This window comes from Szabonella alba (genome assembly GCF_016765775.1).
Taxonomy (GTDB): domain Bacteria; phylum Pseudomonadota; class Alphaproteobacteria; order Rhodobacterales; family Rhodobacteraceae; genus Szabonella; species Szabonella alba.
The window spans coordinates 263,518-283,365 of sequence record NZ_JAESVN010000002.1; the positions used below are offsets into that span (position 1 = coordinate 263,518).

The following is a 19,848-nucleotide window of genomic DNA, read 5'->3' on the forward strand; positions in this document are numbered from 1 at the left end:
GCCCCGGTTTCAGATGCGGTTACAAACCTGCAGCCTTGGTCAGATTGACGCGGAACCTGTCACGCCGCCGCTGATAGCGGCGCGACATTTCAGCACTGGCATGGCCCAGATGTTTCTGGACATGGCGTTCATCGGTCTCGGCGCTGCTGGCAAGGCCCGCGCGCAGCGAATGGCCGGAATAAAGTGCGATGCGCTCCGCCTCGGGCAGATCAGGGCGCAGACCCGCATCGCGGACGCAAGCCTTGACGAGCCGGGCCACATGCTTGTCGGTCAGCCGCGCGCCGGTCGCTGATCGCCCGTCGCGCGCGACCGCGACAAAGACCGGGCCGAAGTCAATCCGCGCAAAATGCAGCCATTGCGTCAGCGCATGGACCGGACAGCTTTGCGGTCCCGACCCGCGCCCGATTTCCACCTCACGCCAGCCGGTCTTGCCCTGCAGGGTGACCAGCGCGCCCGCCTCCATCACCTCGACCCAGCCCCGGCTGTCAGGCGTGTCCTCCTTGCCGGTATCAAGACCGACAATCTCGGACCGCCGCAAGCCGCCTGCAAATCCCAGCAGCAGGATCGCCCGGTCGCGCAGCCCGCGCAGGTCATGCGGCAGGGTGGCTGTCATGGCCAGCAGATCTTCGGGCAGGATCGCCTCTTTCTGCCGGGGCGGGCGCGCATGGCGGCGGCGGATTCCGGCAAGGACGCTGGCGATATGGCGGTCCTTGCGATCCATCCGCTGCCCGCGCTGCGCATAGGCCCAGCCAAGCCCTGACAGCCGCCGCTCAATGGATGATACCGACAGGGCGGGCACCTTGCCGCCCGGGGCGGCAAGATCGGTGATGTAGAGCCCGATCAGTTCAGGCACGGGCAGCATCGGGTCTGCGCCGCGCCTGCGGCACCAGCGCCCGAAATGCGCCCAGTCCTGCGCATAGGCGCGCTGCGTGTTTTCGGATGCGGCAGCGCGGGCATAGTCGCGCGCGGTTTCCACCAGCCGGTTCAGCCCGCCCGACCCGGCGACATGGGCAGGCAGCGACAGCGGCCCTACCGCGTCATCATCGTCCTGCCGGTCCGCTGCCTGTTCCTTGGTCATGGCCCCAGATTACGCGGGATCGGCGCGGAGGCAAAGTCAGCTTTGCCCGATGGCCCCGTGCGGCCTCGTCCGGTCAGCGCAGAAACAGATCCTCATGCAGTTTTTCTACCGCCATCACCACCGCACCTGCCAGACCGGCCCGCGCGCCAAGGGTCGAGATGCGCAGCGGCGTGGGGTTCGGCGTGCAGCCGGGCAGGGCCGCGCGCACCCGGTCAATCAGTTCGGGCCGCGCCCCGATGGCCCCGCCCGTCACCACGATCTCGGGGTCCACAATCGCCGTGACGGCCACAATGGCCAGCGCGATATTGCGCGCGGCCTCGTCCAGCACGCGGGCTGCCACCGGATCACCTTGTTCCAGACGGTCGAACATTTCCGAGATTGAACCCGCCCCGGCCCCGCCAAGCGCGTGATACTGATGCAGCAATGCGGCACTGGACAGCACGCTTTCCAGGGTTCCCGATGCGAAATTGCGCGCGTCATAGGGATTGCCGCCCAGCGGCAGCGAGGCGATTTCCCCAGCCCCCCCCCGCGCACCGCGCAGGATACGGCCCTCGGACACGATGCCCAGCCCGACACCAGTGCCGATGGCAAGGAAGGCAAAGGTGCCGTCGCGCGGCACCTCGCCCAGATCAAGCTCTCCCATCGCGGCAATGGACACGTCGTTTTCCACCGCGATCGGAATGCCCAGCCGGTCCTTAAAGAAACGCGCGGGATGGATCGCCTCAAGCCCCGCGATGTTTGACACCAGCCGCAGCCTGTCCGTGGCCCGGTCATAGGCACCCGGCGCGCCGACTGCGCCGCTCAGCAAGGATGCGGGATCAATCCCCGCCTCGGTGATCAGTTCGCGCAGCAGGCTTACGATCTGGTCGAGAACCGTCTCACCGCCCTCGGGCGGGGTGGGGACGCTGCGTTCCAGCAGGATGCGCCCACGCAGATCGGCCAGCGCCAGACGGATCTTGGTGCCGCCCAGATCACAGCCGAAAACATGGGCGCGGCTGCCGTTCAGCCGGTAGTTGGTCGCAGTGCGGCCGGGCGTGCCCGAGGTTTGCCCTGCCTCACACAGCCAGCCCGCCGCCATCAGGTCGCCCACCACCTCGGATACTGTCTGTTTGGAAAGACCGGTCTGGCGTGCCAGTTCGGCGCGCGAAATGGTGCCCTGATCGCGGACCATGCGCAGCACCGTGCGCAATGACACTTGCCGCGACAGGGATTTCCCCGCCGATGCCGTCAGATCGCCCATGCGCGTCTCGGGCCCGCTGCGGGGCGTGGTTTCGGGGTCGGAACCGGGGGTCGGGCCGGATTTCTGGGGTGATGTGGTTTCCATGCTCAGACTGCCACCGCCTTGCCGCTTTGTTCATCGAACAGATGCAGGGTTTCGGGGGCGGCGGTCAGTGTGACCTCATCGCCGGGGCGCAGGGTCTGGCGGGTATCGGCCTTGGCGATCACCTGCTGCGTTCCGGCATCGAGCCCGGCATCGAGATAGACCAGCATATCGGGGCCAAGCGGTTCAACCACCGAAACGCGCCCGGAAAGCTGCAGGCCCGGTGCTTTGTCCGTGGCGCCGGTATGCGATTGCACCCGCAGGTCATCGGCCCGCACCCCCAGCAGCACCCGGCTGCCCGGCGCCAGTCCCCGGGCGGCGGGATGGGCAATCGGGCCATTGCCGTCCAGCGCAAGGCCACCATCAGCGGTCACCGCGCCGGGCAGCAGGTTCATCGACGGGCTGCCGATGAAACGCGCGACAAATGTATTCGCGGGGTGGTCATAAACCTCGGTCGGTGTGCCGATCTGCTGAATATGGCCGTCGCGCATGATCACGATGCGATCCGCCAGCGTCATCGCCTCGACCTGATCATGGGTCACGAAGATGATGGTCGATCCCAGCCGCTGATGCAGTTTCTTGATTTCCAGCCTTGTCTGGGCGCGCAGTTGCGCATCAAGGTTCGACAGCGGTTCATCGAACAGAAACACCGCCGGATCGCGGATGATCGCGCGCCCGATGGCGACGCGCTGGCGCTGCCCGCCCGAAAGCTGCCCGGGCTTGCGGTCCAGATAGGGCGTCAGTTCAAGCTGTTCGGCAACCGCGCGGATTCGGCGGTCCTTTTCGGCAGCGGGAAGGCGCGCGGTGCGCAGGCCGAAACTTATATTCTTGTAGATCGTCATATGTGGATAGATGGCGTAATTCTGGAACACCATCGCGATATTGCGCTCTTTCGGTTCCAGCTGGTTCACCACACGGTCGCCGATCAGAACCTCACCGCCGGAAATATCCTCAAGCCCCGCGATCATGCGCAGGGTGGTGGATTTGCCGCAACCCGAGGGGCCGACCAACACCACGAATTCGCCATCGGCAATGTCCAGATTGATACCATGCAGCACCTCGGCCTCACGGTAGCGTTTGACCAGATTGCGGATCGTGACGGTGGCCATTCAGCGCGCCTCCTGCGGATCGGTTTCGGTCAGTTGTGCAAAGGCCCCGGCCAACAGGTCTGCGGCATCGGCAATGCGCCGGGCCCCGGCCTCGGCGCGGTCGGTCAGGGCCTGCAGCGCGGAACGGTAAACGGCAAGGCTTTCGTCCATGGCCGCCGGGGCGGGGCCGCCGATGCGGTCGCGGATGGCAATGAAATTGCGCGGCGAGACGGCAAGGGCGTAATCCGCCGCCGACAGGCGCGGCGCGCGGCCGACGGCGTGTTGGAAGGCCGCCGCGAACAGGTCATGGCCATCGCTGAGTGCTGTCTGACGGGCGGTGACGCCGCGCGCCACATCCGCCGCGATCTCATGCGCGATGCGGAAGGGCAGCCCCTCTGCCCGCACAAGCGTATCGGCCAGTTCCGTCACGGTGATGCAGGAGCGGTCGATATTGGCGCGCACGCGTTCCCCCTCCACCGCAAGGCTGGGCAGCAGGGCGGCCATCAGATCCAGCATCCGCCCGGCAAGGGCGAAGGCGCGGTAACCGGCGGTCTGCACCTCGCCCTCACTGTCATTCATGTCGGTGAAGGGGGTGTTGTGCATCGTGCCGACCATCGCCTGCGCTTGCCCCATCGCTTGTGAGGCCAGAAGCCGCATATGTTCCACCGGGACCGGATTGCGTTTTTGCGGCATGATGGAACTGATCTGCACAAAGCCGTTGGGCACATAGATCTGCCCGACCTCGAAACTGGTCCAGAACTGAAGATCCTGCACCACCCGGCCCAGATGCAGCATCATCAGCGACAGCGCGGAATAGCTGGCGGTCACATAATCCACCGTCGCGATGCAGCCATAGGAATTGCGTTGCGGTTCGGCAAAGCCCAGCAGGGTGGCCATGCGCGGGCGGTCCAGCGCAAAGCCCGTGGTGGTGATCGCCGCAGCGCCCATCGGGCAGCGGTCCACCACCTGCCGTGCTGCGGCAAGGCGGTCAAGATCGCGTAGCAGCACCTCAAGTGCCGCCCCGATATAATGGCCAAAGGTTGTGGGCTGGGCGGGCTGGCCATGGGTATAGGCGACGATGATCGTGTCACGTTCCGCCTGCGCCTTGTTCAGCATCGCCTGTGCCAGCTGCCGCCCCTTCGTGGCCAGCGCGTCGATTTCGTCCCGCAGGCGCAGGCGCAGGATCGTGTGATCCATGTCGTTCCGGCTGCGCCCGGTATGCAGCCGCCCCGCCATGTCGGGGCCAAGGATCGCCTTCAGCTCCGCCTCGATGGCAAAGAACATATCCTCATGCTCACCACTATAGACCATTGCGGCGGGGTCCAGCGTGGCGTCGATCCGCGCCAGCGCGCCGGCGATGGCCGTGCCCTCGGCTGCGGTCAGGATCGCGGTTTCGGTCAGCATGACGCAATGCGCGCGGTTGATGCGCGACAACTCGCCCGCGAACTCCCGCTTTGAATGGTCGAACAGCGGCGCCAGAACGGTTCTGGCATAGACCGGATCGGGAAAGCGCGACCGGTCGGCATCGTGATGGCTGGACATGTTTACCCCTTGAGACCCGACAGGACGACGCCCCGGACGATGTATTTCTGGAAGATGATGAAGACGATCAGCGTCGGGATGGTCGCGACAGCGGCACCGGTCATCACCACCTCCCACCGCGTCAGGTTTTCCCCCGCGAAAGAGGCAAGCCCCACCGGCACGGTGTAAAGATCGCGGCTGTTGGTGACGATCAGCGGCCAGAGAAAGGCCGTCCAGTTGCCCAGAAAGGTGAAGATCGCCAGCGCCGACAGGGCGGGGGTGACCAGCGGCATTGCGATGGTCCACCAGATGCGGAATTCCCCCAGACCATCGACCCGCGCGGCATCCAGCAATTCATCCGGCACCGACTGGAAGAACTGCCGCATCAGGAAGACGCCGAACCCTGTCATCAGCCCGGGAAACATGATGCCCCAATAGGTGTCGATCCAGCCGAAATGCGCGCTGATCAGATACCAGGGGATCACCAGCATCTCGGTCGGGATCATCAGGGTGGAAAGGATCGCGATGAAGACGAAGGTGCGGCCCCGGAAATCGTATTTGCACAGCACATAGCCGATCAGCGCATCGAAAAACAACACCGACAGGGTGACAAGGGTCGAGGTGATGAAGGAGTTGACGAACCATTTCAGGAACAGGCTGTCACGGAACAGCGCGACATAGTTTTCCAACGTCGGACGTTCGGGGATCAGCCGCAGGTCATAGATCTGGTCGGGCGTCTTGAGCGAGCTTGAGATCATGAACAGGAAAGGTGAGATCATCACCACCCCGCCCAGAAACAGCAGTGTCCAGACCACGATCCGCCCGGGTGAGCCGCTGAGCCCGAAGGGCAGGCGGGGCTGGCCGGCGGGGGCGTTCATTTCGACCTCATCAGGCGAAGCTGGATCAGCGTGATGATCAGCAGCACAAGAAACAGCACCATGGTCTGCGCGGTCGCATAGCCCATGTCGAAATCCTTGAAGGCGGTGTTGTAGATGTTCAGCACAAGGGGCCGGGTGGCATTCAGCGGCCCGCCTTGTCCGTCCACCGTCATGTTATAGACCTGATCAAAGATGCGCAGCAGGCCGATCGAGGTCAGCACGACAATGAAAACAAGGGTCGGACGCAACAGCGGCAGGGTGATTTCCCACAGCGTGGCCAGCTTGCCGATCCCGTCGATCCGCGCGGCCTCGTAATAGGTTTCGGGAATGGCGCGCAGCCCGGCCATGAAAATGATGACCTGAAAGCCCAGTCCCGCCCAGATCGCGGGGGCCAGCACCGCATAAAGCGCCTGATTGGGGGAGCGCAGAAAGGGCTGTTGCGGCATTCCGATGCTGGACAATATCTGATTGATGACCCCCATCGGTGCGGGCTGATAGCCCCAGCGCCAAACCCATGCCATGGCCACCGCCGTTGTCAGATAGGGAATGAAGTAAAGACTGCGGATGAACCCATGCATGAACCGGACCTGATCGAGGTAATAGGCCACGACAAAGGCCAGCGTCAGGCTGACCGGCAGGCCCACGATCAGATAGAGGAAGGTATTGGCGAAGACCTTCCAGAACACCTTGTCTGTGAACATTCGTTCATAATTCGCCAGACCGACCCATTTGCCCTCGGTCAGCAGGTTCCAGTCGGTAAAGGAGATCATCGCGGCGTTGATCGTCGGATAGAACCGCACCGCCGCGAAGAATAGGATCGGCACGGCCAGAAACAGCCACGCCCAATAGGCCTTCTTCTGCTGAAAACTCAGCCGGTTGTAGAGGTGTTTCATGCGGCCATTGCCCTGTGGACTGCCGCCCGGAGACCGGACGGCAGAGGGGTTTCGGATCGGATTATTCGGCGTAATAGCGGTCGATCAGCGCCTGTTCGGCCTCGGCTGAGGCTGCAAGCGCCTCCTCGACCGACATGCCGCCGACATCAATCATGTCGATCATGTCCAGCCAGATCTGGCGCTGGGCGGCCTCATTGACGAAATCGGTCGCATGGGCATGGGCCAGACCGGCGATGAAAGGGCCGTAAACCGGATGGCTGGCATTGGCATCCGTCATCGCCACCGAGGGGCGCGCGGGCAGTTCGCCCACCACATCAAGCCAAAGCTGCATCGAGTCCGGGCTGGTGATGAACTTCAGGAACTTCTGCGCTGCCGCAAGCTCTTCCCCCGTGGTCTGGGAACTGATGCCGTTCAGCCAGTAGGAGGAATAATTGCCCTCGATCCCGTTATGGGTGGGCAGGGGGGCGACACCCCAGTTCAGCCCTTCGACGCGGCTGACGGCGCCGATGCGGAAGGACCCGTCCATCAGGAAACCGGCCTTTCCGGCGGCGAAAGAGGCCTGCGCCTCATCCATGAAGCCGTAATCGACCACGTCCAGATCGGTGAAGAACTGGCTGATCGCCTGCAGGGCGGCGGCCCCTTCGGGCGAATTATAGGTGACCGTGCGGTAATCCTCCGAATAGGACTGGCCACCGAACTGCCGCACCAGAACCTCACGCCACCAATGGGCATCCTGCGATACCGGGGCGGCGGTGATGCCCGCGACCAGCAGATTGCCCGCCTCGTCACGCTTGACGATCTTCTGCGTCGCCTCGACCACCTCATCCAGGGTTGTGGGCGGGGTTTCGGGGTCATAGCCCACCTCGGCCAGCAGATCCTTGTTGTAGAACATCGCCATGGTGCGCACGGCGGTCGGCAGGCCGTAATAGGCGCCGTCCACCTTCATCGACTGCACGATGGGGAAAAATTCCGCATCAATCGTGGCGGGGTCGAACTCATCCGCGGGCAGCGGCGCCAGCAGGCCCGCCTTGTTGTAATCGCGCAGCCAGCCGTAATAAAGCTGCACGACATCCGGTCCTTCGCCCGCGGGAACCGCCGCCGCGACCTTGGCCTGATACTGGGCATAGGGAAAGGTCGTGTGCTTGACGGTGATATCGGGGTTTTCGTCCTGAAAGCGCGCGATCAGCTGATCCATCGCCTCGACCCGCTCGGCAAAGTGATATTGCCAGTATTCGATTTCCACCGCCTGCGCGGTCCCCGCCAAGGGCAGCGCCAGCGCGGTTGTCAGAAGCAGTCCCGAAAGTTGTTTCATCTCATTCTCCCTGTGACCAATTTTCGTTTCACCATCCGGTCGCTGAACGACCGTTTCCCTGTGGCACAAAGCGGTATCCGCCGCCCTTTGCCGCAATTTCCCCAAAGGCCAGTCCGTTGCGGAAATGCCCCGCGCCGATCCGCCAGTTTTCGGCGGCGGCCTGTTCCAGAAAATCCTGCCTTGTCCTGTGGGCGCGGTCGGGGTCCATATCGGCCCGGTGCGACCAGTCGGGGCGTTCCACCTGCCCCGGACAGTGAAAGACATCCCCCGCAATCACCAGCGGCTGCGGCCCCCCGTCAAAGCGGATCGCGCAATGGCCCGGCGTATGGCCCGGCATCGCCAGAAAGCGCAGGCCGGGGGTGATATCGGTTCCGGGGGCGATGCCCGCGACGGCGCCTGTCGCCACCAGCGGATGCAGGATCTCGGCATAGGCGGCGTGGTGATGGGCCTTTGCCGAAACCGCGCCCGAGGACCAGTAATCCAGCTCATCCCCGGCGGCGATGTAATGTGCCTTCGGGAAGGTCGCGATCCGCCCGCCACCCGGCCCGGGCTGCGAGGCCCAGCCAATGTGATCCATATGCAGATGGGTGAACAGCACAAGGTCGATCTGATCCGGCGCAACCCCGATGGCCGCAAGCCGCTGCAAAAGGCTGCCGCGCAATCCGTCCAGATAGATGTTCGGCCCCGGACCGATGCCGGTATCGCACAGCACCAGCCGGTCGCGGTGCCGGACAAGGAAGCAGCCAAGGTTTGGCGCGAAGTCCAGCGCCGGGGTCAGCCCGGTCAGCCCGATCCTGCCCCAGCCATCCGCATCCGATCCGGGAAAGGAAGCCAGCGCCGCGACCGGGGCGGGCGCGGCATCAACGACAAGCTCAGCCTGAATCGTTTGTTCGATCATGGAACTAATAAGGGGGATAAAAGGTGAAACCTGTCAAGAAAATTTACGCCAACTGGGCATAGAAGCCCAAATTGTTCTGTTTCAGAACAAAGTTGCAGGACGGGCCGGTCGGGTGGACGTCATGGCTGACTAAGGGGAACGGGGCGGGAGAGTAGATCGGGGCAAACGGTAAAGGCGGCCTGTGACCCCCTGTGCCGCGATCTGGTCCGCCGGAATGGGCAGGATGGGAAAGGGTCAGCTTTCCAGTCGCTTGCCCAGCCAGTCCAGCAGGGTATCAACCTCATCTGGTGGCAGAACCTGCGTGTTCAGCAGATCCATCGCGCGCAGCCCGTTGATGGCCAGAAAGGCCAGCGTCGCCATCTGCGGATCTGACGCATTGGCCCGGATCCGCGCCAGAAAATCGCTTTCATGCCGCCGGACCGGGCTGAGCATGTCCGGATCCTCGGCCAGCGCCGCCAGCAGGCCCGAGGCGGGTTTCTTCTTGTCGCGGCATTCGGTGCGGAATTGCGTGACATAGGCCCGGATCACCGCGTCGGGCTGGCCCGTGCGTTCCTCGGCACCCAAAGCGGCGGCGAAGCGGCCCAGATAATCCTCGACCAGCGCCTCCATCAGCCGTCCCTTGGATGGGAAATGGTACAGCAAACCGCCCTTGGATACACCCGCCCGCGCGGCAACGGCATCCAGCGACAGATTGCCCGAACCCTCACATCGTGCCAGTGCCTCGGCCGCATCCAGGATGCGGCGGCGGGTGTCGGATTTGCGGCTGATCTCGGGGGCGGGATGTTCGATGACGTGCCTTTCTTCCTGATGCGCGCAACTGTTCTCAAGGATCGTTGACTTTACCGACCAGACGGTATAGCGACGCGGCTCTGGGATCAAGTGCCGTTCGCGTGTATTGCTTTGCGCAGCGTCGCCTCATCCGCCCTCTCTGTTCGGAGGGGGGCATTTCCGCGTTGCGCCCTGCGGCCATTTGTGGCTGCAGGACGGTGAAAACAATGGTCCGGGACCGGACCGGTGAGTCAGGATCACCCCATGATCAAACGTCTTGTAATTGCAGTAGTTCTTTTGGCTTTGATCGGGGGCGGACTGATCGGTTTCAATCTGTTCCGCGACCGGATGATTGAACAGATCTTTTCCAATCTGCCGGTTCAACCGCTTCCGGTGGAAACCGTCGAGGCGCAGCCCGACGAATGGCAGCCGGCATTGAATGCCATCGGCACGGTCAATGCGAATCAGGGGGTCGAACTGACGGTCGAGGCGCCGGGCATCCTGCGGGAAGTCCTGTTTGAGCCCAATACCGAGGTTGCGGCGGGGGATATCCTGATCCGGTTGGACAATGTCGTGCAGAATGCCGATCTTGAAGCCGCGCGCACCCAGCTTGAGCTGGAGCGCACCAATCTGGAACGCCAGCAGCAATTGCAGCGGCGCGGAGTGGCCACCGATGCGACGCTGGACGCCACGCGCGCGGCCTTCCGCGCCGCCGAGGCCCAGGTCGCCCGGGCCGAGGCGGTTGTCGAACAGCGTGAGGTCGCAGCCCCCTTCGGAGGCACCATCGGCCTGTCGCGGGTCGATCTGGGGCAATATGTGCAGCCCGGCACCACCATCGCCACCCTGCAGGACCTGAGCGTGATGCGCGTCGATTTCAGCCTGTCCGAGCAAAGCCTGCCGGATCTGTTCATCGGCCAGACCCTGCATCTGCGCAGTGACGACAACCGCCAAAGCTTTGACGGCAAGATCAGCGGCATCGACCCGCGCGTGGATCCGTCCAGCCGTCTGGTCGCGGTGCGCGGTACGGTTGACATGACCGAGGGGAGCCTGACGCCGGGCCAGTTCGTGCGGCTGCGTCTGGACCTGCCGCGTGAGGAGGGCATCATCAGCCTGCCGCAGAACGCGGTCATCAGCAGTCTTTACGGTGATTTCGTCTATGTCGTCCGCCAGGGCGAGGAAGACCCCGAAACATTGGTCGTGCGGCAGGTCTTTGTCGAAAAGGGCCGCCGCTCGGAAGGTCAGATCGAGATCCGCGAGGGTGTTATTGCCGGGGACCGCGTTGTCATCAGCGGTCAGAACCGTCTGTCGAACGGTTCGCCGGTAACCCTATCCGACGCGCCTGCAGAAACCGCGCAGGCCGAAACAGCGCAGACCGACGCGCCCGCCGAAACGGCTCAGACAGAGGAAGGCGCAACGGAATGAACCTTTCAGAACTGTTCATCAAGCGGCCGGTCGCCTCGACCGTTCTGGGGCTGCTCATCATTCTGCTGGGGCTGCAAGGCATGTTCAACCTGCAGACCCGGCAATATCCCGAAGTGGATGAGACCGTCATCACGGTCACGACCGTCTATCCCGGCGCTTCGGCGGATCTGATTCAGGGCTTTGTCACCTCCCCCATCGCGGCGGCGGTGGCGACGGCCGAAGGCGTGGATTACGTCTCCACCACCTCACGCCCCTCGGCCTCGGTCGTGACAGTCCAGATGCGGCTGGGCGAGAATCCCGATACCGCGCTGACCGAAGTCATGTCCAAGGTGCAGCAGGTCCGGTCAAGCCTGCCGCAGGATGCCGAGGATCCCAGCATCGTCAAGGGCACCGGCATGACCTTCGCGATGATGTATCTGGGCGTGCAGAATCCTGCGATGACGCCCGAACAGATTACCGAATATATCGAGCGGGTCATGGTGCCGCGCATGTCCACCATCGACGGCGTCGCGGAATCGCAGGTTCTGGGCGGGGCCAGCTATGCCATGCGCGTCTGGATTGATCCGGTTCGGCTGGCCGGTCAGGGGCTGACGGCGGCGGATGTGTCGGCCGCGATCAACGGCGCGAACTTTCTTGCCGCGCCGGGCCGCACCACGAATGAACTGGTGACCTATGCGATCACCATGGAATCGACCCTGCAGACGCCCGAGGCCTTTGGCCTGCTGCCGATTTCAGGCAGCGGGAATGAGGTCGTGCGCCTGCATGATGTCGCGCGCATCGCGCTTGAGGCCGCCAGCACCGATACGATCGTGAATTTCAACGGTCAGCCGGGCACCTTCATCGGCGTTTTCCCGACGCCTTCGGCCAACCCGCTGGACACCTCGGCCAATGTTCTGGCCGAACTGCCCGCGATCCGCGACAGCCTGCCAGAGGGCATGACTCTGACGATGATGTATGACTCGACCGAGCAGATCTCGGCCTCGATCAATGAGGTTCTGCGCACGATCATCGAGGCCACGGTGATCGTGGCCGTCATCATCCTGCTGTTCCTTGGCTCCATCCGGTCTGTGCTGATGCCGCTGGTCGCGATCCCGCTGTCGCTGGTGGGCGTCATGTTCATCCTGTTCCTGATGGGTTATTCGATCAACCTTCTGACGCTGCTGGCCATGGTTCTGGCCATCGGTCTGGTCGTCGATGACGCGATCATCGTGGTTGAGAATGTGCAGCGCCATGCCGATGACGGGCTCAGCCCGATGCAGGCGGCCTTTACCTCGATGCGGGAGCTTTCGACCGCGATCATCGCAATGATGCTGACGCTGATCGCGGTGTTCCTGCCGCTGTTCTTCACCGGCGGTCTGACCGGCGCGCTGTTTCAGGAATTCGCGGTGACATTGGCGGGCGCGGTCTTCATTTCGGGGATCGTGGCGCTGACAATCTCACCGATGATGGCGGCCCGGTTGCTGAAACGCGGGGGGGAAAACCGGTTCCAGCAAAGCCTGAACCGCGGTTTTGTGCGCTTCGAGGGCTGGTATGAACGGCGCGTGTCCTCATCGCTGGACTATCTGCCGGTGACGGTGCTTCTGGTCGTCGTGCTGATGGGGGTGACGGGGTATCTGCTCACCAAGACATCGGGCGAACTCGCCCCGGAAGAGGATTCCGGCGCGCTGTTTTCCTTCGTCAACGCGCCCAGCTATGCGACCAGCGACTATACCCAGCGCTATGTCGACCAGATGCGCGAACTGACCGATGACCTGCCTGAACTTTCGGCGAATTTCTCGATCACCGGGTTCGGCGGGCAGACCAGTTCGGCTATCGCGCTCTGGGCCTTTGACGACTGGGCGGACCGGGAGCGGTCGCAGGCGGAAATTCAGGCCGATCTTCAGGCCCGGCTGGCCCCGGTTGCGGGCGTCCAGGCCTTCGTCTTCGCCCCGCCATCACTGCCGGGGGCCGGGGGTGGTCTGCCGATTTCCATGGTGATCCAGTCCACCGGTGATCCGTCACAGGTCTTTGAGGTCGCCGACCAGATCCGGCAGGAGGCGCAGGCCTCGGGGCGGTTCATCGTTGTGCAGAATTCGCTGAATTTCGACACGACACAGCTTGTCGTGCGCATCGACCGGGACCGGGCGGCGGCGCTGAACCTGCCCGCCAGCCAGATCGGCCAGACGCTTGCGCTTCTGGTGGGCGACGGGCCGGTGTCGCAGTTCGACCGTGACAGCAACAGCTATGACGTAATCCTGCAGGTTCCGCAGGAATATCGCGACAATCCCGAACGGCTGGGCGAAATCTATATCCGGTCGACCACGGGCGACATGGTGCCGCTTTCGGCCGTGATCGAGGTCGAGACCCGCGCGGCCCCGGCCACGATCGAGCAGTTCAACCAGCTCAACTCGGCCACGATCACCGCCTTGCCATTGCCCGGCGTGTCAACCGGTGACGGTCTGGCCGTGATCGAGGAAATCGCAGCACCCCTGCTGCCCTCGGGCTTCTTCATCGACTATTCCGGCCAGTCGCGGCTTGAAAAGACCGAAGGCAACACGATTGCCGTGGCCTTCGCGCTGGCCATCGTCGTCATCTATCTGGTTCTGGCGGCGCAGTTCGAAAGCTTCCGCGATCCGCTTATCATCCTTATGTCGGTGCCGCTGTCGATTTTCGGGGTGATCGTGCCGCTTAATCTGGGGTTGGGAACGCTGAACATCTACACGCAGGTCGGGCTGATCACGCTAATCGGGCTGATTACCAAACACGGTATCCTGCTGGTGGAATTCGCCAATCAGCTGCGCCATGAAAATGGGCTGAGCCGTGCCGAGGGCATCGTTGCCTCGGCCCGTCAGCGCCTGCGCCCGATCCTGATGACGACGGCGGCAACCGCGCTGGGCGTTGTGCCGCTGATGACGGCGGATGGCGCGGGGGCGGCGGCACGCTTTGCGATGGGTCTGGTGATCTTTTCCGGCATCACGGTCGGCACGATCTTCACGCTGTTCGTGGTGCCGGCCTTCTATGTGCTGATCTCGCGCAAGGAGATGGCGCCCGAACCCGAAGCGCCGGTCATTCCAGCAAGGGCCTGACAGCGGGCCACCGAATACAAAAAGGGCTGCCTGATCACAGGATCAGGCAGCCCTTGTCATTTGCAGGGGTGTTGCGGCGGTCGTTACAGATCGGCCAGAACCCCGGCGGCGATGCCGAAGGACCGCAGCCGCGCCTCATGGTCATGGATCATGCCGGTGACCATCAACTCGTCCGGGCGGTAGCGTTCGATGATCGCGGCAAGCTCTGTGCGGATCGTGTCGGCCGATCCGGTGGCCGAAACCGACAGCGCCTCTTGCACCCCGGCCATGACCTGCGGCGGAATCTCGGCCCCGATATCGCGCACCGGCCGTGGCAGCTTGCCGGGCCTGCCGGTGCGCAACCGCGCAAAGGCCAGCATCTGGGAGGAGCGCAGGAAGGCCGCCTCCTCATCCGTATCCGCCGCGCAGACCCCGGCGGCGATCATCACATGCGGCTGGTCCAGATGTTCGGAAGGCTGGAAGGTGCTGCGATAGATCTGCAGCGCCTGTTCCAGCATGGCCGGGGCGAAATGCGATGCAAAGGCATAGGGCAGGCCCAGAAAGGCCGCGAGCTGAGCACCATAAAGGCTGGAGCCGAGGATCCAGACCGGAACATGCGTGCCGGTCCCCGGAATGGCGCGCACGGCGGCATTGTCCGGCATGTCGCCCAGATAGGCGATCAGTTCCTGCACATCGCGGGGGAAGGCATCCTCGGGCGCCATATGGCGGCGCAGGGCGCGGGCGGTCGCCATATCGGTGCCGGGCGCGCGCCCAAGGCCAAGGTCGATCCGCCCAGGGTAAAGCGTGGCGAGCGTGCCGAACTGTTCGGCAATCACCAGAGGCGCGTGATTGGGCAGCATAATGCCGCCCGCGCCCACGCGCATGGTGCTGGTCGCGGCGGCGACATGGCCGATCACGATGGCGGTCGCGGCGCTGGCAATGCCGGGCATGTTGTGATGTTCGGCCAGCCAGTAGCGGTGATAGCCGAAGTCCTCGGCCGCGCGGGCCAGATCGACAGTATGGGCAAGTGCCTCGGCGGCGGTCTCACCCTCGGGAATGGGAGACAGATCCAGAAGGGAATATCGGGTCATGCGGAAACCTCCGGTTGACTGGCACCTAAGCATCCCGGCGGCAGAAGCCAAGGGCTGGATGGCGCTGGACATGCCATTCATGCGCATCAAGGCGGCGGCAGGTGCGGCACAGGAGACGCGGATGCTGCACAGGAAACCGGGCCAATTTCGGAACCTTCCGGCGCGGCGGGGGTTGTTCCTGTCAGGTCGCGGCACTTCTGCCGCGTCCCGACGTGACCAGATCGAGAAAGGACATTCCATGCTGACACCGATTGGTGCCCCGATCATGGCAAATCCCGAATTCGACGCCGAACCCGATGCGGTGCGGGAATTGCTGACCCTGCAGCGGCGCAGCGCCGATGCGCTGGCGGGTTTCGTGACGATGGTGGAAAAGGCCGAGCCTGAATTCCGCCCTGTCGTGGACCGCTTCCGCGCCCTGCATAACCGGCACAATGCCGCGCTGACCGCGATGTTGATCCGCCACGGGCAGGAGCCCGATGCCGAAGGCAGTTTCATGGGCAGCCTCAACAAGGCGATGGTCAGCCTGCGCGCCCTGTTCGACGACATTGACGGCAGTTCAATGGACAGCATCCGCAAGGGTGAGGAACCGGTGCTTGACGCATTCGATGATGCGCTGGCCGCACCCGGCCTGCCGCCCGCCGATGCGATGGACCTGAAGGCGCTGCGCGATGAACTGACGCTGCTGTTGCTGGATACCCGCCACGCCGAGGGGATCTGACCGCCGCATCGGCATGAAGCTGGCGGTGCAGTGTGCGGATCAGCCGTTCAGGATCGCCCAGACCGCCAGCACCGGGATCAGGATTGCCGCATGGGCGCTGTTCCAGACCAGACCGACCCGCCGGGCCGAGGTCTTGCCCAGATTGCCGATCAGCAGGACCGAGGCCGTGAAGGGTGAGGTCGTGCCGCAAAGCGACCAGCCCCCGGTGACGGCCAGAACCATGGCAACCGGGGAAATGCCCAGCACGTCCGGCGATGGCAGCAACGGGATCAGCAAGGACACCGACAGCAGCGGGTTCATCCCAAGTTGTCCTGCCAGCGGAATGATGCAGACCACCGCGAACAGGATCAGCGCGGGATGGATCGAACCCAGATCGGGGCCGTAGTCCTGCATCAGCGGCACCAGCAGGAAGGATCCCAGACTGCCGATGAAGGCCGCCATGAACAACAGCAGGATCTCGGCGCGATAGCCGGGCAATTCCGTGATGACGAACCGGCCCACCCGACGCCCCAGCCGCGTGACGGCCATTCCCGTTTCACGCGCCTCACCCTCATTGGCCGGGCGCGCCTCTTGCAGCAGCATCCACAGCAGCGCGATCAGGGGCACGATGCCCATGACTACACCGATCACCTCGATCCCGGTCAGATGATGCAGCACAGCGACCCCGACCAGCACCAGCGCGAAAAGATAGAACAGCGGCGCCAGATGCTGCATCCAGCCGCCCGGATCGGCGTCGCCGGCCGCAGGGCGGGGCGGGGTGCGTGGCTTGAAGATCGTATCCAGCGCCCAGCCGACCGCCATGAACAGGATGCCGCTGGCAAAGGCGGGCAGGGCTGCCGCGCTCCATGTGGCGCCGGGCACCAGCGTTGTCGCGATCACCATGGAAAAGGCGATGGGCGACCAGCACAAGGTGGCGGCAAAACCGCGCTGGATGGCCAGAAGCATCCGGCGCAGGCGGATTTCGGCGATCTGCGGATCCGCCGCGCGGGCGGCACTGGCAGCCGCCAGCGTGCCCAGAAGCGAGATAGAGCCGTAAAGCAGAACCAGCCCGAAAAGATGCCCGCCGAAGGACAGCGCCAGATAGCGCCGCCCGGGTTTCTGTTCGGCCAGAAACCGTCCGCAGGAAATGATCGCGGGGGATGCCATGGCCGCCATGCGCAGGGCCGCAAGCGCCGTGAAGACCGCAATCACGATGCCGCCCCGGTGCAGCGCGGTCAGAACCCCGGTCATCCAGTCGGCCCGGGTCAGTATGCTCCAGACCAGAAGCGCCGCGCCGACGGCCAGAAAGATCAGCCGTGACTTGCTGATACCCGGGCTGAAACACAGGATCGCAACAAGAATGCCCAGACCGGCCACCTGAACCAGCGCAGGGCGGCCCGTGCCCTCATAGGCCAGCGCCAGCAGCAGACACAGTGCGACCAGAACCCCGCCAAGGGATTGCAGTCGTTGCCTGAACTCATCTGCAATGGGGAACATGGTCGAACCGCCTTCCCGCCCCGATTAGCCCCATTGCCGGGCGGCCACAACAGCCAGATCAGAGCCGGTTGAGGATGCTGACCGATTTCCCCGCCACCATCGTCCGTGACGCCCCGTCGAACTGCGCGAAATGCGGGGTCTGCTGATGGGCGCTGAAGGCATCGGCATCGTCATAGACCTCATACAGAAAGACTCTGTGCCGGGCACCGGGGTCGATACAGACATCGAATTGCCGGCAACCCGGTTCATCCTCGACCGAACGGCGCGCATTTTCCCGGATCAGCGGCAGGAAGTCTTCGATCAGGGGCGGATGGATTTCAAAATGGACGGTCACGACAAACATGGAGGACGGAGCTTTCCTGAATTTCGATTGGAATGAGGCAGAGGCGGCATTCGTTGGCCGGGCGGTCGGGCAAAGCGTGGACGTCATCGGACATGCCGATTATACTGGGCCACCCTTGGTAACAGGCAGGTCATATGTGGGACGTTCCAAACCAGAAGATCCGGCGCCGCAAACTCTATGAAGAGGCGGCCGAGAAGATCGAGGAATGGATCCGCACCGGGCATCTGAAGGTCGGGGACCGCCTGCCTGCCGAACGCGAACTGGCCGAGATGCTGGGCATTGGCCGCACCTCGGTGCGTGAGGCGCTTTTCGCGCTCAGCAAGAAGGGTGTGCTGGAATTGCGCAATGGCGGGCGCGCGGTTGTCACCGAACCTGATGCCACGGTCATTCTGGGCGAATTCTCGGGCGTTGTGGCCAATCTGCTGCGCGACCGCGAAGGGCTGCGGAACTTTCAGGATGCGCGGGAATTCTGGGAAAGCGCCATCGTGCGCCGCGCCGCGATGATGGCGCGCGCCTCGGATATCGCTGATCTTGAACGCCATCTGGCCGAGAACAAGCGCGCGCTGGCCGATGTCGATGCCTTTGCACGCAGCGATGTCGCCTTTCACAACCGCGTGGCGGCGATCTGCGGCAATCCGCTGTTTGACGCGCTGAACGCGACGCTGGCCGAATGGCTGACCGAACAGCGCCTGACCTCGTTGCGTCAGGCCGGATCGGCGGCGCGGGCCTATGCGTCCCATGCGCAGATCTTCGAGGCGATCCGCGCCCGCGATCCGGCAGCGGCAGAGCAGGCGATGAGAGAGCATCTGTCCGAGGTTTCCCAGTTCTACTGGCGGACCCGCCATTCGGCAGGCTAGGTCCGCCCTTGTCATGACAGCGGCAAGGGGGCCGGTCAGGCCCGGCCGGTGACGATATCGTCAAAGGGCACGCCCAGCTTGCCGCCGATCTGGCGCAGGTCGTCCAGAACGCCATGGCCCAGCGGGATGCCCTGCCGGATTGCGGCCTCACGCGCCAGATGCTCGCGCTCGCCGGGCAGATAGACCCGTTCGACGCCAGCGGCGGGCTTGGTGTTGCGCATTTCCTCGACCGCCTTGGTGATCCGCTCGTTATAGCGGTCCATATCCTGAAACAGCTCGATCGGCAGCGCGCCCTGCAGATGGCCGATATTCTGCGGATTGTCGAAATCCTCATAAAGATGGGTGACTTCGGACCCGAAAAACGCCTCGGACAGCATGGTGGACAACAGCCCGATGATCAGCGTCAGCGCATAGCCTTTCGGCCCGCCCACGGGCTGCACCAGACCTTTCAGGGCCTCGACGGCATCGGTGGTGGGCTGCCCGTCGGGGCCAAGCGCCCAGTCGGGCGGGATCGGATCGCCATTGGCGGCGGCGACGATGATCTTGCCGCGCGCGGCCACCGAACAGGCCATGTCCAGCACGATGTTGAAACCGCAGGGCGTGGGCAGGGCGATGGCAAAGGGATTGTTGCCCAGCATCGCCTCGCGCCCACCCCAGGGCGCCATATGGTTGATGCCGCCGATGGTGAAGGAAAAGCCGATCATCCCCGCATCGGCGGCCTGTTCGGCGAAATAGGCGGCAGCGCCGTAATGGTTGCTGCGTTCGACCGAGATGAAAGAGGGCGCGCCCGAACGGCGGGCCTTTTCAATCGCCACTTCCATTGACCGGACACCGACAATCATGCCGATGCCATTGTCGCCGTCAAAGATGCAGGTCGATGGCGTCTCACGCCTTGTCACCATTTTCGGCGCGGAATTCATCACACCCGCGCGCAGCCGTTCGGCATAGATCGGCAGACGCACGACGCCATGCGAATAGACCCCGCGCAGATCGGCCTCGACCAGCACATCAATCGACAGGCGGGCGTCGTCCTCGGGCACGCCCACCTTGCGCAGCACCTGACGGCAGAATTCCTTCAGCGGTTCCACCGCGATCATCATCGTGTCGCTCATCTCACTCTTGCTCCTTCCCGGATCACCT

General features: G+C 63.9%; 17 protein-coding genes. 4 read left to right on the forward strand and 13 right to left on the reverse strand.

The window, feature by feature from the left end:
• Positions 1–19: 19 nt before the first annotated feature.
• The 9 genes from JL811_RS05730 to JL811_RS05770 form a co-directional block, all read right to left on the reverse strand.
• Positions 20–1,078: a tyrosine-type recombinase/integrase gene (locus JL811_RS05730; protein ID WP_202687534.1), complete on the reverse strand. Its 1,059-nt coding sequence runs from the start codon at positions 1,076–1,078 to the stop codon at positions 20–22.
• Positions 1,079–1,151: 73 nt separating this feature from the next.
• Positions 1,152–2,402 carry an ROK family transcriptional regulator gene (locus JL811_RS05735; RefSeq protein ID WP_202687535.1) on the reverse strand — a complete coding sequence of 417 codons (1,251 nt, stop codon included), beginning with the start codon at positions 2,400–2,402 and terminating at the stop codon, positions 1,152–1,154.
• A gap of 2 nt (positions 2,403–2,404) precedes the next feature.
• The gene (locus JL811_RS05740; protein WP_202687536.1) at positions 2,405–3,508 is read right to left on the reverse strand and encodes an ABC transporter ATP-binding protein; all 1,104 of its coding nucleotides are present in this window, start codon (positions 3,506–3,508) and stop codon (positions 2,405–2,407) included.
• Positions 3,509–5,029, reverse strand: a complete 1,521-nt coding sequence (gene argH, locus JL811_RS05745; protein ID WP_202687537.1) for an argininosuccinate lyase — start codon at positions 5,027–5,029, stop codon at positions 3,509–3,511.
• A gap of 2 nt (positions 5,030–5,031) precedes the next feature.
• Entirely contained in the window at positions 5,032–5,886 is an 855-nt protein-coding gene (locus JL811_RS05750) for a carbohydrate ABC transporter permease (protein ID WP_202687538.1), read from the reverse strand.
• Positions 5,883–6,779 carry a carbohydrate ABC transporter permease gene (locus JL811_RS05755; protein ID WP_202687539.1) on the reverse strand — a complete coding sequence of 299 codons (897 nt, stop codon included), beginning with the start codon at positions 6,777–6,779 and terminating at the stop codon, positions 5,883–5,885. Before JL811_RS05755 ends, JL811_RS05750 begins: the two co-directional genes overlap by 4 nt.
• A 61-nt stretch (positions 6,780–6,840) precedes the next feature.
• Positions 6,841–8,091: an extracellular solute-binding protein gene (locus JL811_RS05760; RefSeq protein ID WP_202687540.1), complete on the reverse strand. Its 1,251-nt coding sequence runs from the start codon at positions 8,089–8,091 to the stop codon at positions 6,841–6,843.
• 28 nt (positions 8,092–8,119) lie between these two features.
• Positions 8,120–8,989, reverse strand: coding sequence for an MBL fold metallo-hydrolase (locus JL811_RS05765; protein WP_202687541.1), 870 nt, complete (start codon positions 8,987–8,989; stop codon positions 8,120–8,122).
• Between the two features lie 234 nt (positions 8,990–9,223).
• On the reverse strand, positions 9,224–9,868 hold the full coding sequence (locus tag JL811_RS05770; protein ID WP_202687542.1) for a TetR/AcrR family transcriptional regulator: 645 nt from the start codon (positions 9,866–9,868) through the stop codon (positions 9,224–9,226).
• A gap of 153 nt (positions 9,869–10,021) precedes the next feature.
• Between JL811_RS05770 and JL811_RS05775 the strand changes: the two genes are divergently transcribed.
• Together JL811_RS05775 and JL811_RS05780 are read left to right on the forward strand one after the other, a co-directional pair.
• The gene (locus JL811_RS05775; RefSeq protein ID WP_202687543.1) at positions 10,022–11,179 is read left to right on the forward strand and encodes an efflux RND transporter periplasmic adaptor subunit; all 1,158 of its coding nucleotides are present in this window, start codon (positions 10,022–10,024) and stop codon (positions 11,177–11,179) included.
• Positions 11,176–14,244, forward strand: a complete 3,069-nt coding sequence (locus tag JL811_RS05780) for an efflux RND transporter permease subunit (protein ID WP_202687544.1) — start codon at positions 11,176–11,178, stop codon at positions 14,242–14,244. The genes JL811_RS05775 and JL811_RS05780 overlap by 4 nt, the downstream gene beginning before the upstream one ends.
• An 83-nt stretch (positions 14,245–14,327) precedes the next feature.
• On the opposite strand, the gene JL811_RS05785 is transcribed toward JL811_RS05780, so the two are convergent.
• Positions 14,328–15,314 (reverse strand): LLM class flavin-dependent oxidoreductase, encoded by a 987-nt coding sequence (locus JL811_RS05785; protein ID WP_202687545.1) that lies wholly within the window; start codon positions 15,312–15,314, stop codon positions 14,328–14,330.
• Here JL811_RS05785 and JL811_RS05790 point away from each other — a divergent pair.
• On the forward strand, positions 15,313–16,032 hold the full coding sequence (locus tag JL811_RS05790; protein ID WP_202687546.1) for a DUF2383 domain-containing protein: 720 nt from the start codon (positions 15,313–15,315) through the stop codon (positions 16,030–16,032). The two genes, JL811_RS05785 and JL811_RS05790, sit on opposite strands and share 2 nt — an antisense overlap.
• Positions 16,033–16,071: 39 nt before the next feature.
• On the opposite strand, the gene JL811_RS05795 is transcribed toward JL811_RS05790, so the two are convergent.
• Together JL811_RS05795 and JL811_RS05800 are read right to left on the reverse strand one after the other, a co-directional pair.
• Entirely contained in the window at positions 16,072–17,508 is a 1,437-nt protein-coding gene (locus tag JL811_RS05795) for a hypothetical protein (protein WP_202687547.1), read from the reverse strand.
• Between the two features lie 58 nt (positions 17,509–17,566).
• Positions 17,567–17,851 carry a putative quinol monooxygenase gene (locus JL811_RS05800; RefSeq protein WP_202687548.1) on the reverse strand — a complete coding sequence of 95 codons (285 nt, stop codon included), beginning with the start codon at positions 17,849–17,851 and terminating at the stop codon, positions 17,567–17,569.
• A 134-nt stretch (positions 17,852–17,985) separates the two neighbouring features.
• Between JL811_RS05800 and JL811_RS05805 the strand changes: the two genes are divergently transcribed.
• Positions 17,986–18,708, forward strand: coding sequence for an FCD domain-containing protein (locus tag JL811_RS05805; RefSeq protein WP_202687549.1), 723 nt, complete (start codon positions 17,986–17,988; stop codon positions 18,706–18,708).
• A 35-nt stretch (positions 18,709–18,743) separates the two neighbouring features.
• On the opposite strand, the gene JL811_RS05810 is transcribed toward JL811_RS05805, so the two are convergent.
• Complete coding sequence (locus JL811_RS05810; protein WP_202687550.1) at positions 18,744–19,820, reverse strand: Ldh family oxidoreductase; 1,077 nt, start codon at positions 19,818–19,820, stop codon at positions 18,744–18,746.
• Between the last annotated feature and the right edge of the window lie 28 nt (positions 19,821–19,848).

What these genes read in the sequence shown, in the direction of transcription:
- JL811_RS05730 (WP_202687534.1), bottom strand. Translation starts at nt 1,078, where the DNA reads ATGACCAAGGAACAGGCAGCGGACCGGCAGGACGATGATGACGCGGTA.
- JL811_RS05735 (WP_202687535.1), bottom strand. Translation starts at nt 2,402, where the DNA reads ATGGAAACCACATCACCCCAGAAATCCGGCCCGACCCCCGGTTCCGAC.
- JL811_RS05740 (WP_202687536.1), bottom strand. Translation starts at nt 3,508, where the DNA reads ATGGCCACCGTCACGATCCGCAATCTGGTCAAACGCTACCGTGAGGCC.
- argH (WP_202687537.1), bottom strand. Translation starts at nt 5,029, where the DNA reads ATGTCCAGCCATCACGATGCCGACCGGTCGCGCTTTCCCGATCCGGTC.
- JL811_RS05750 (WP_202687538.1), bottom strand. Translation starts at nt 5,886, where the DNA reads ATGAACGCCCCCGCCGGCCAGCCCCGCCTGCCCTTCGGGCTCAGCGGC.
- JL811_RS05755 (WP_202687539.1), bottom strand. Translation starts at nt 6,779, where the DNA reads ATGAAACACCTCTACAACCGGCTGAGTTTTCAGCAGAAGAAGGCCTAT.
- JL811_RS05760 (WP_202687540.1), bottom strand. Translation starts at nt 8,091, where the DNA reads ATGAAACAACTTTCGGGACTGCTTCTGACAACCGCGCTGGCGCTGCCC.
- JL811_RS05765 (WP_202687541.1), bottom strand. Translation starts at nt 8,989, where the DNA reads ATGATCGAACAAACGATTCAGGCTGAGCTTGTCGTTGATGCCGCGCCC.
- JL811_RS05775 (WP_202687543.1), top strand. Translation starts at nt 10,022, where the DNA reads ATGATCAAACGTCTTGTAATTGCAGTAGTTCTTTTGGCTTTGATCGGG.
- JL811_RS05780 (WP_202687544.1), top strand. Translation starts at nt 11,176, where the DNA reads ATGAACCTTTCAGAACTGTTCATCAAGCGGCCGGTCGCCTCGACCGTT.
- JL811_RS05790 (WP_202687546.1), top strand. Translation starts at nt 15,313, where the DNA reads ATGCGGAAACCTCCGGTTGACTGGCACCTAAGCATCCCGGCGGCAGAA.
- JL811_RS05785 (WP_202687545.1), bottom strand. Translation starts at nt 15,314, where the DNA reads ATGACCCGATATTCCCTTCTGGATCTGTCTCCCATTCCCGAGGGTGAG.
- JL811_RS05795 (WP_202687547.1), bottom strand. Translation starts at nt 17,508, where the DNA reads ATGTTCCCCATTGCAGATGAGTTCAGGCAACGACTGCAATCCCTTGGC.
- JL811_RS05800 (WP_202687548.1), bottom strand. Translation starts at nt 17,851, where the DNA reads ATGTTTGTCGTGACCGTCCATTTTGAAATCCATCCGCCCCTGATCGAA.
- JL811_RS05805 (WP_202687549.1), top strand. Translation starts at nt 17,986, where the DNA reads ATGTGGGACGTTCCAAACCAGAAGATCCGGCGCCGCAAACTCTATGAA.
- JL811_RS05810 (WP_202687550.1), bottom strand. Translation starts at nt 19,820, where the DNA reads ATGAGCGACACGATGATGATCGCGGTGGAACCGCTGAAGGAATTCTGC.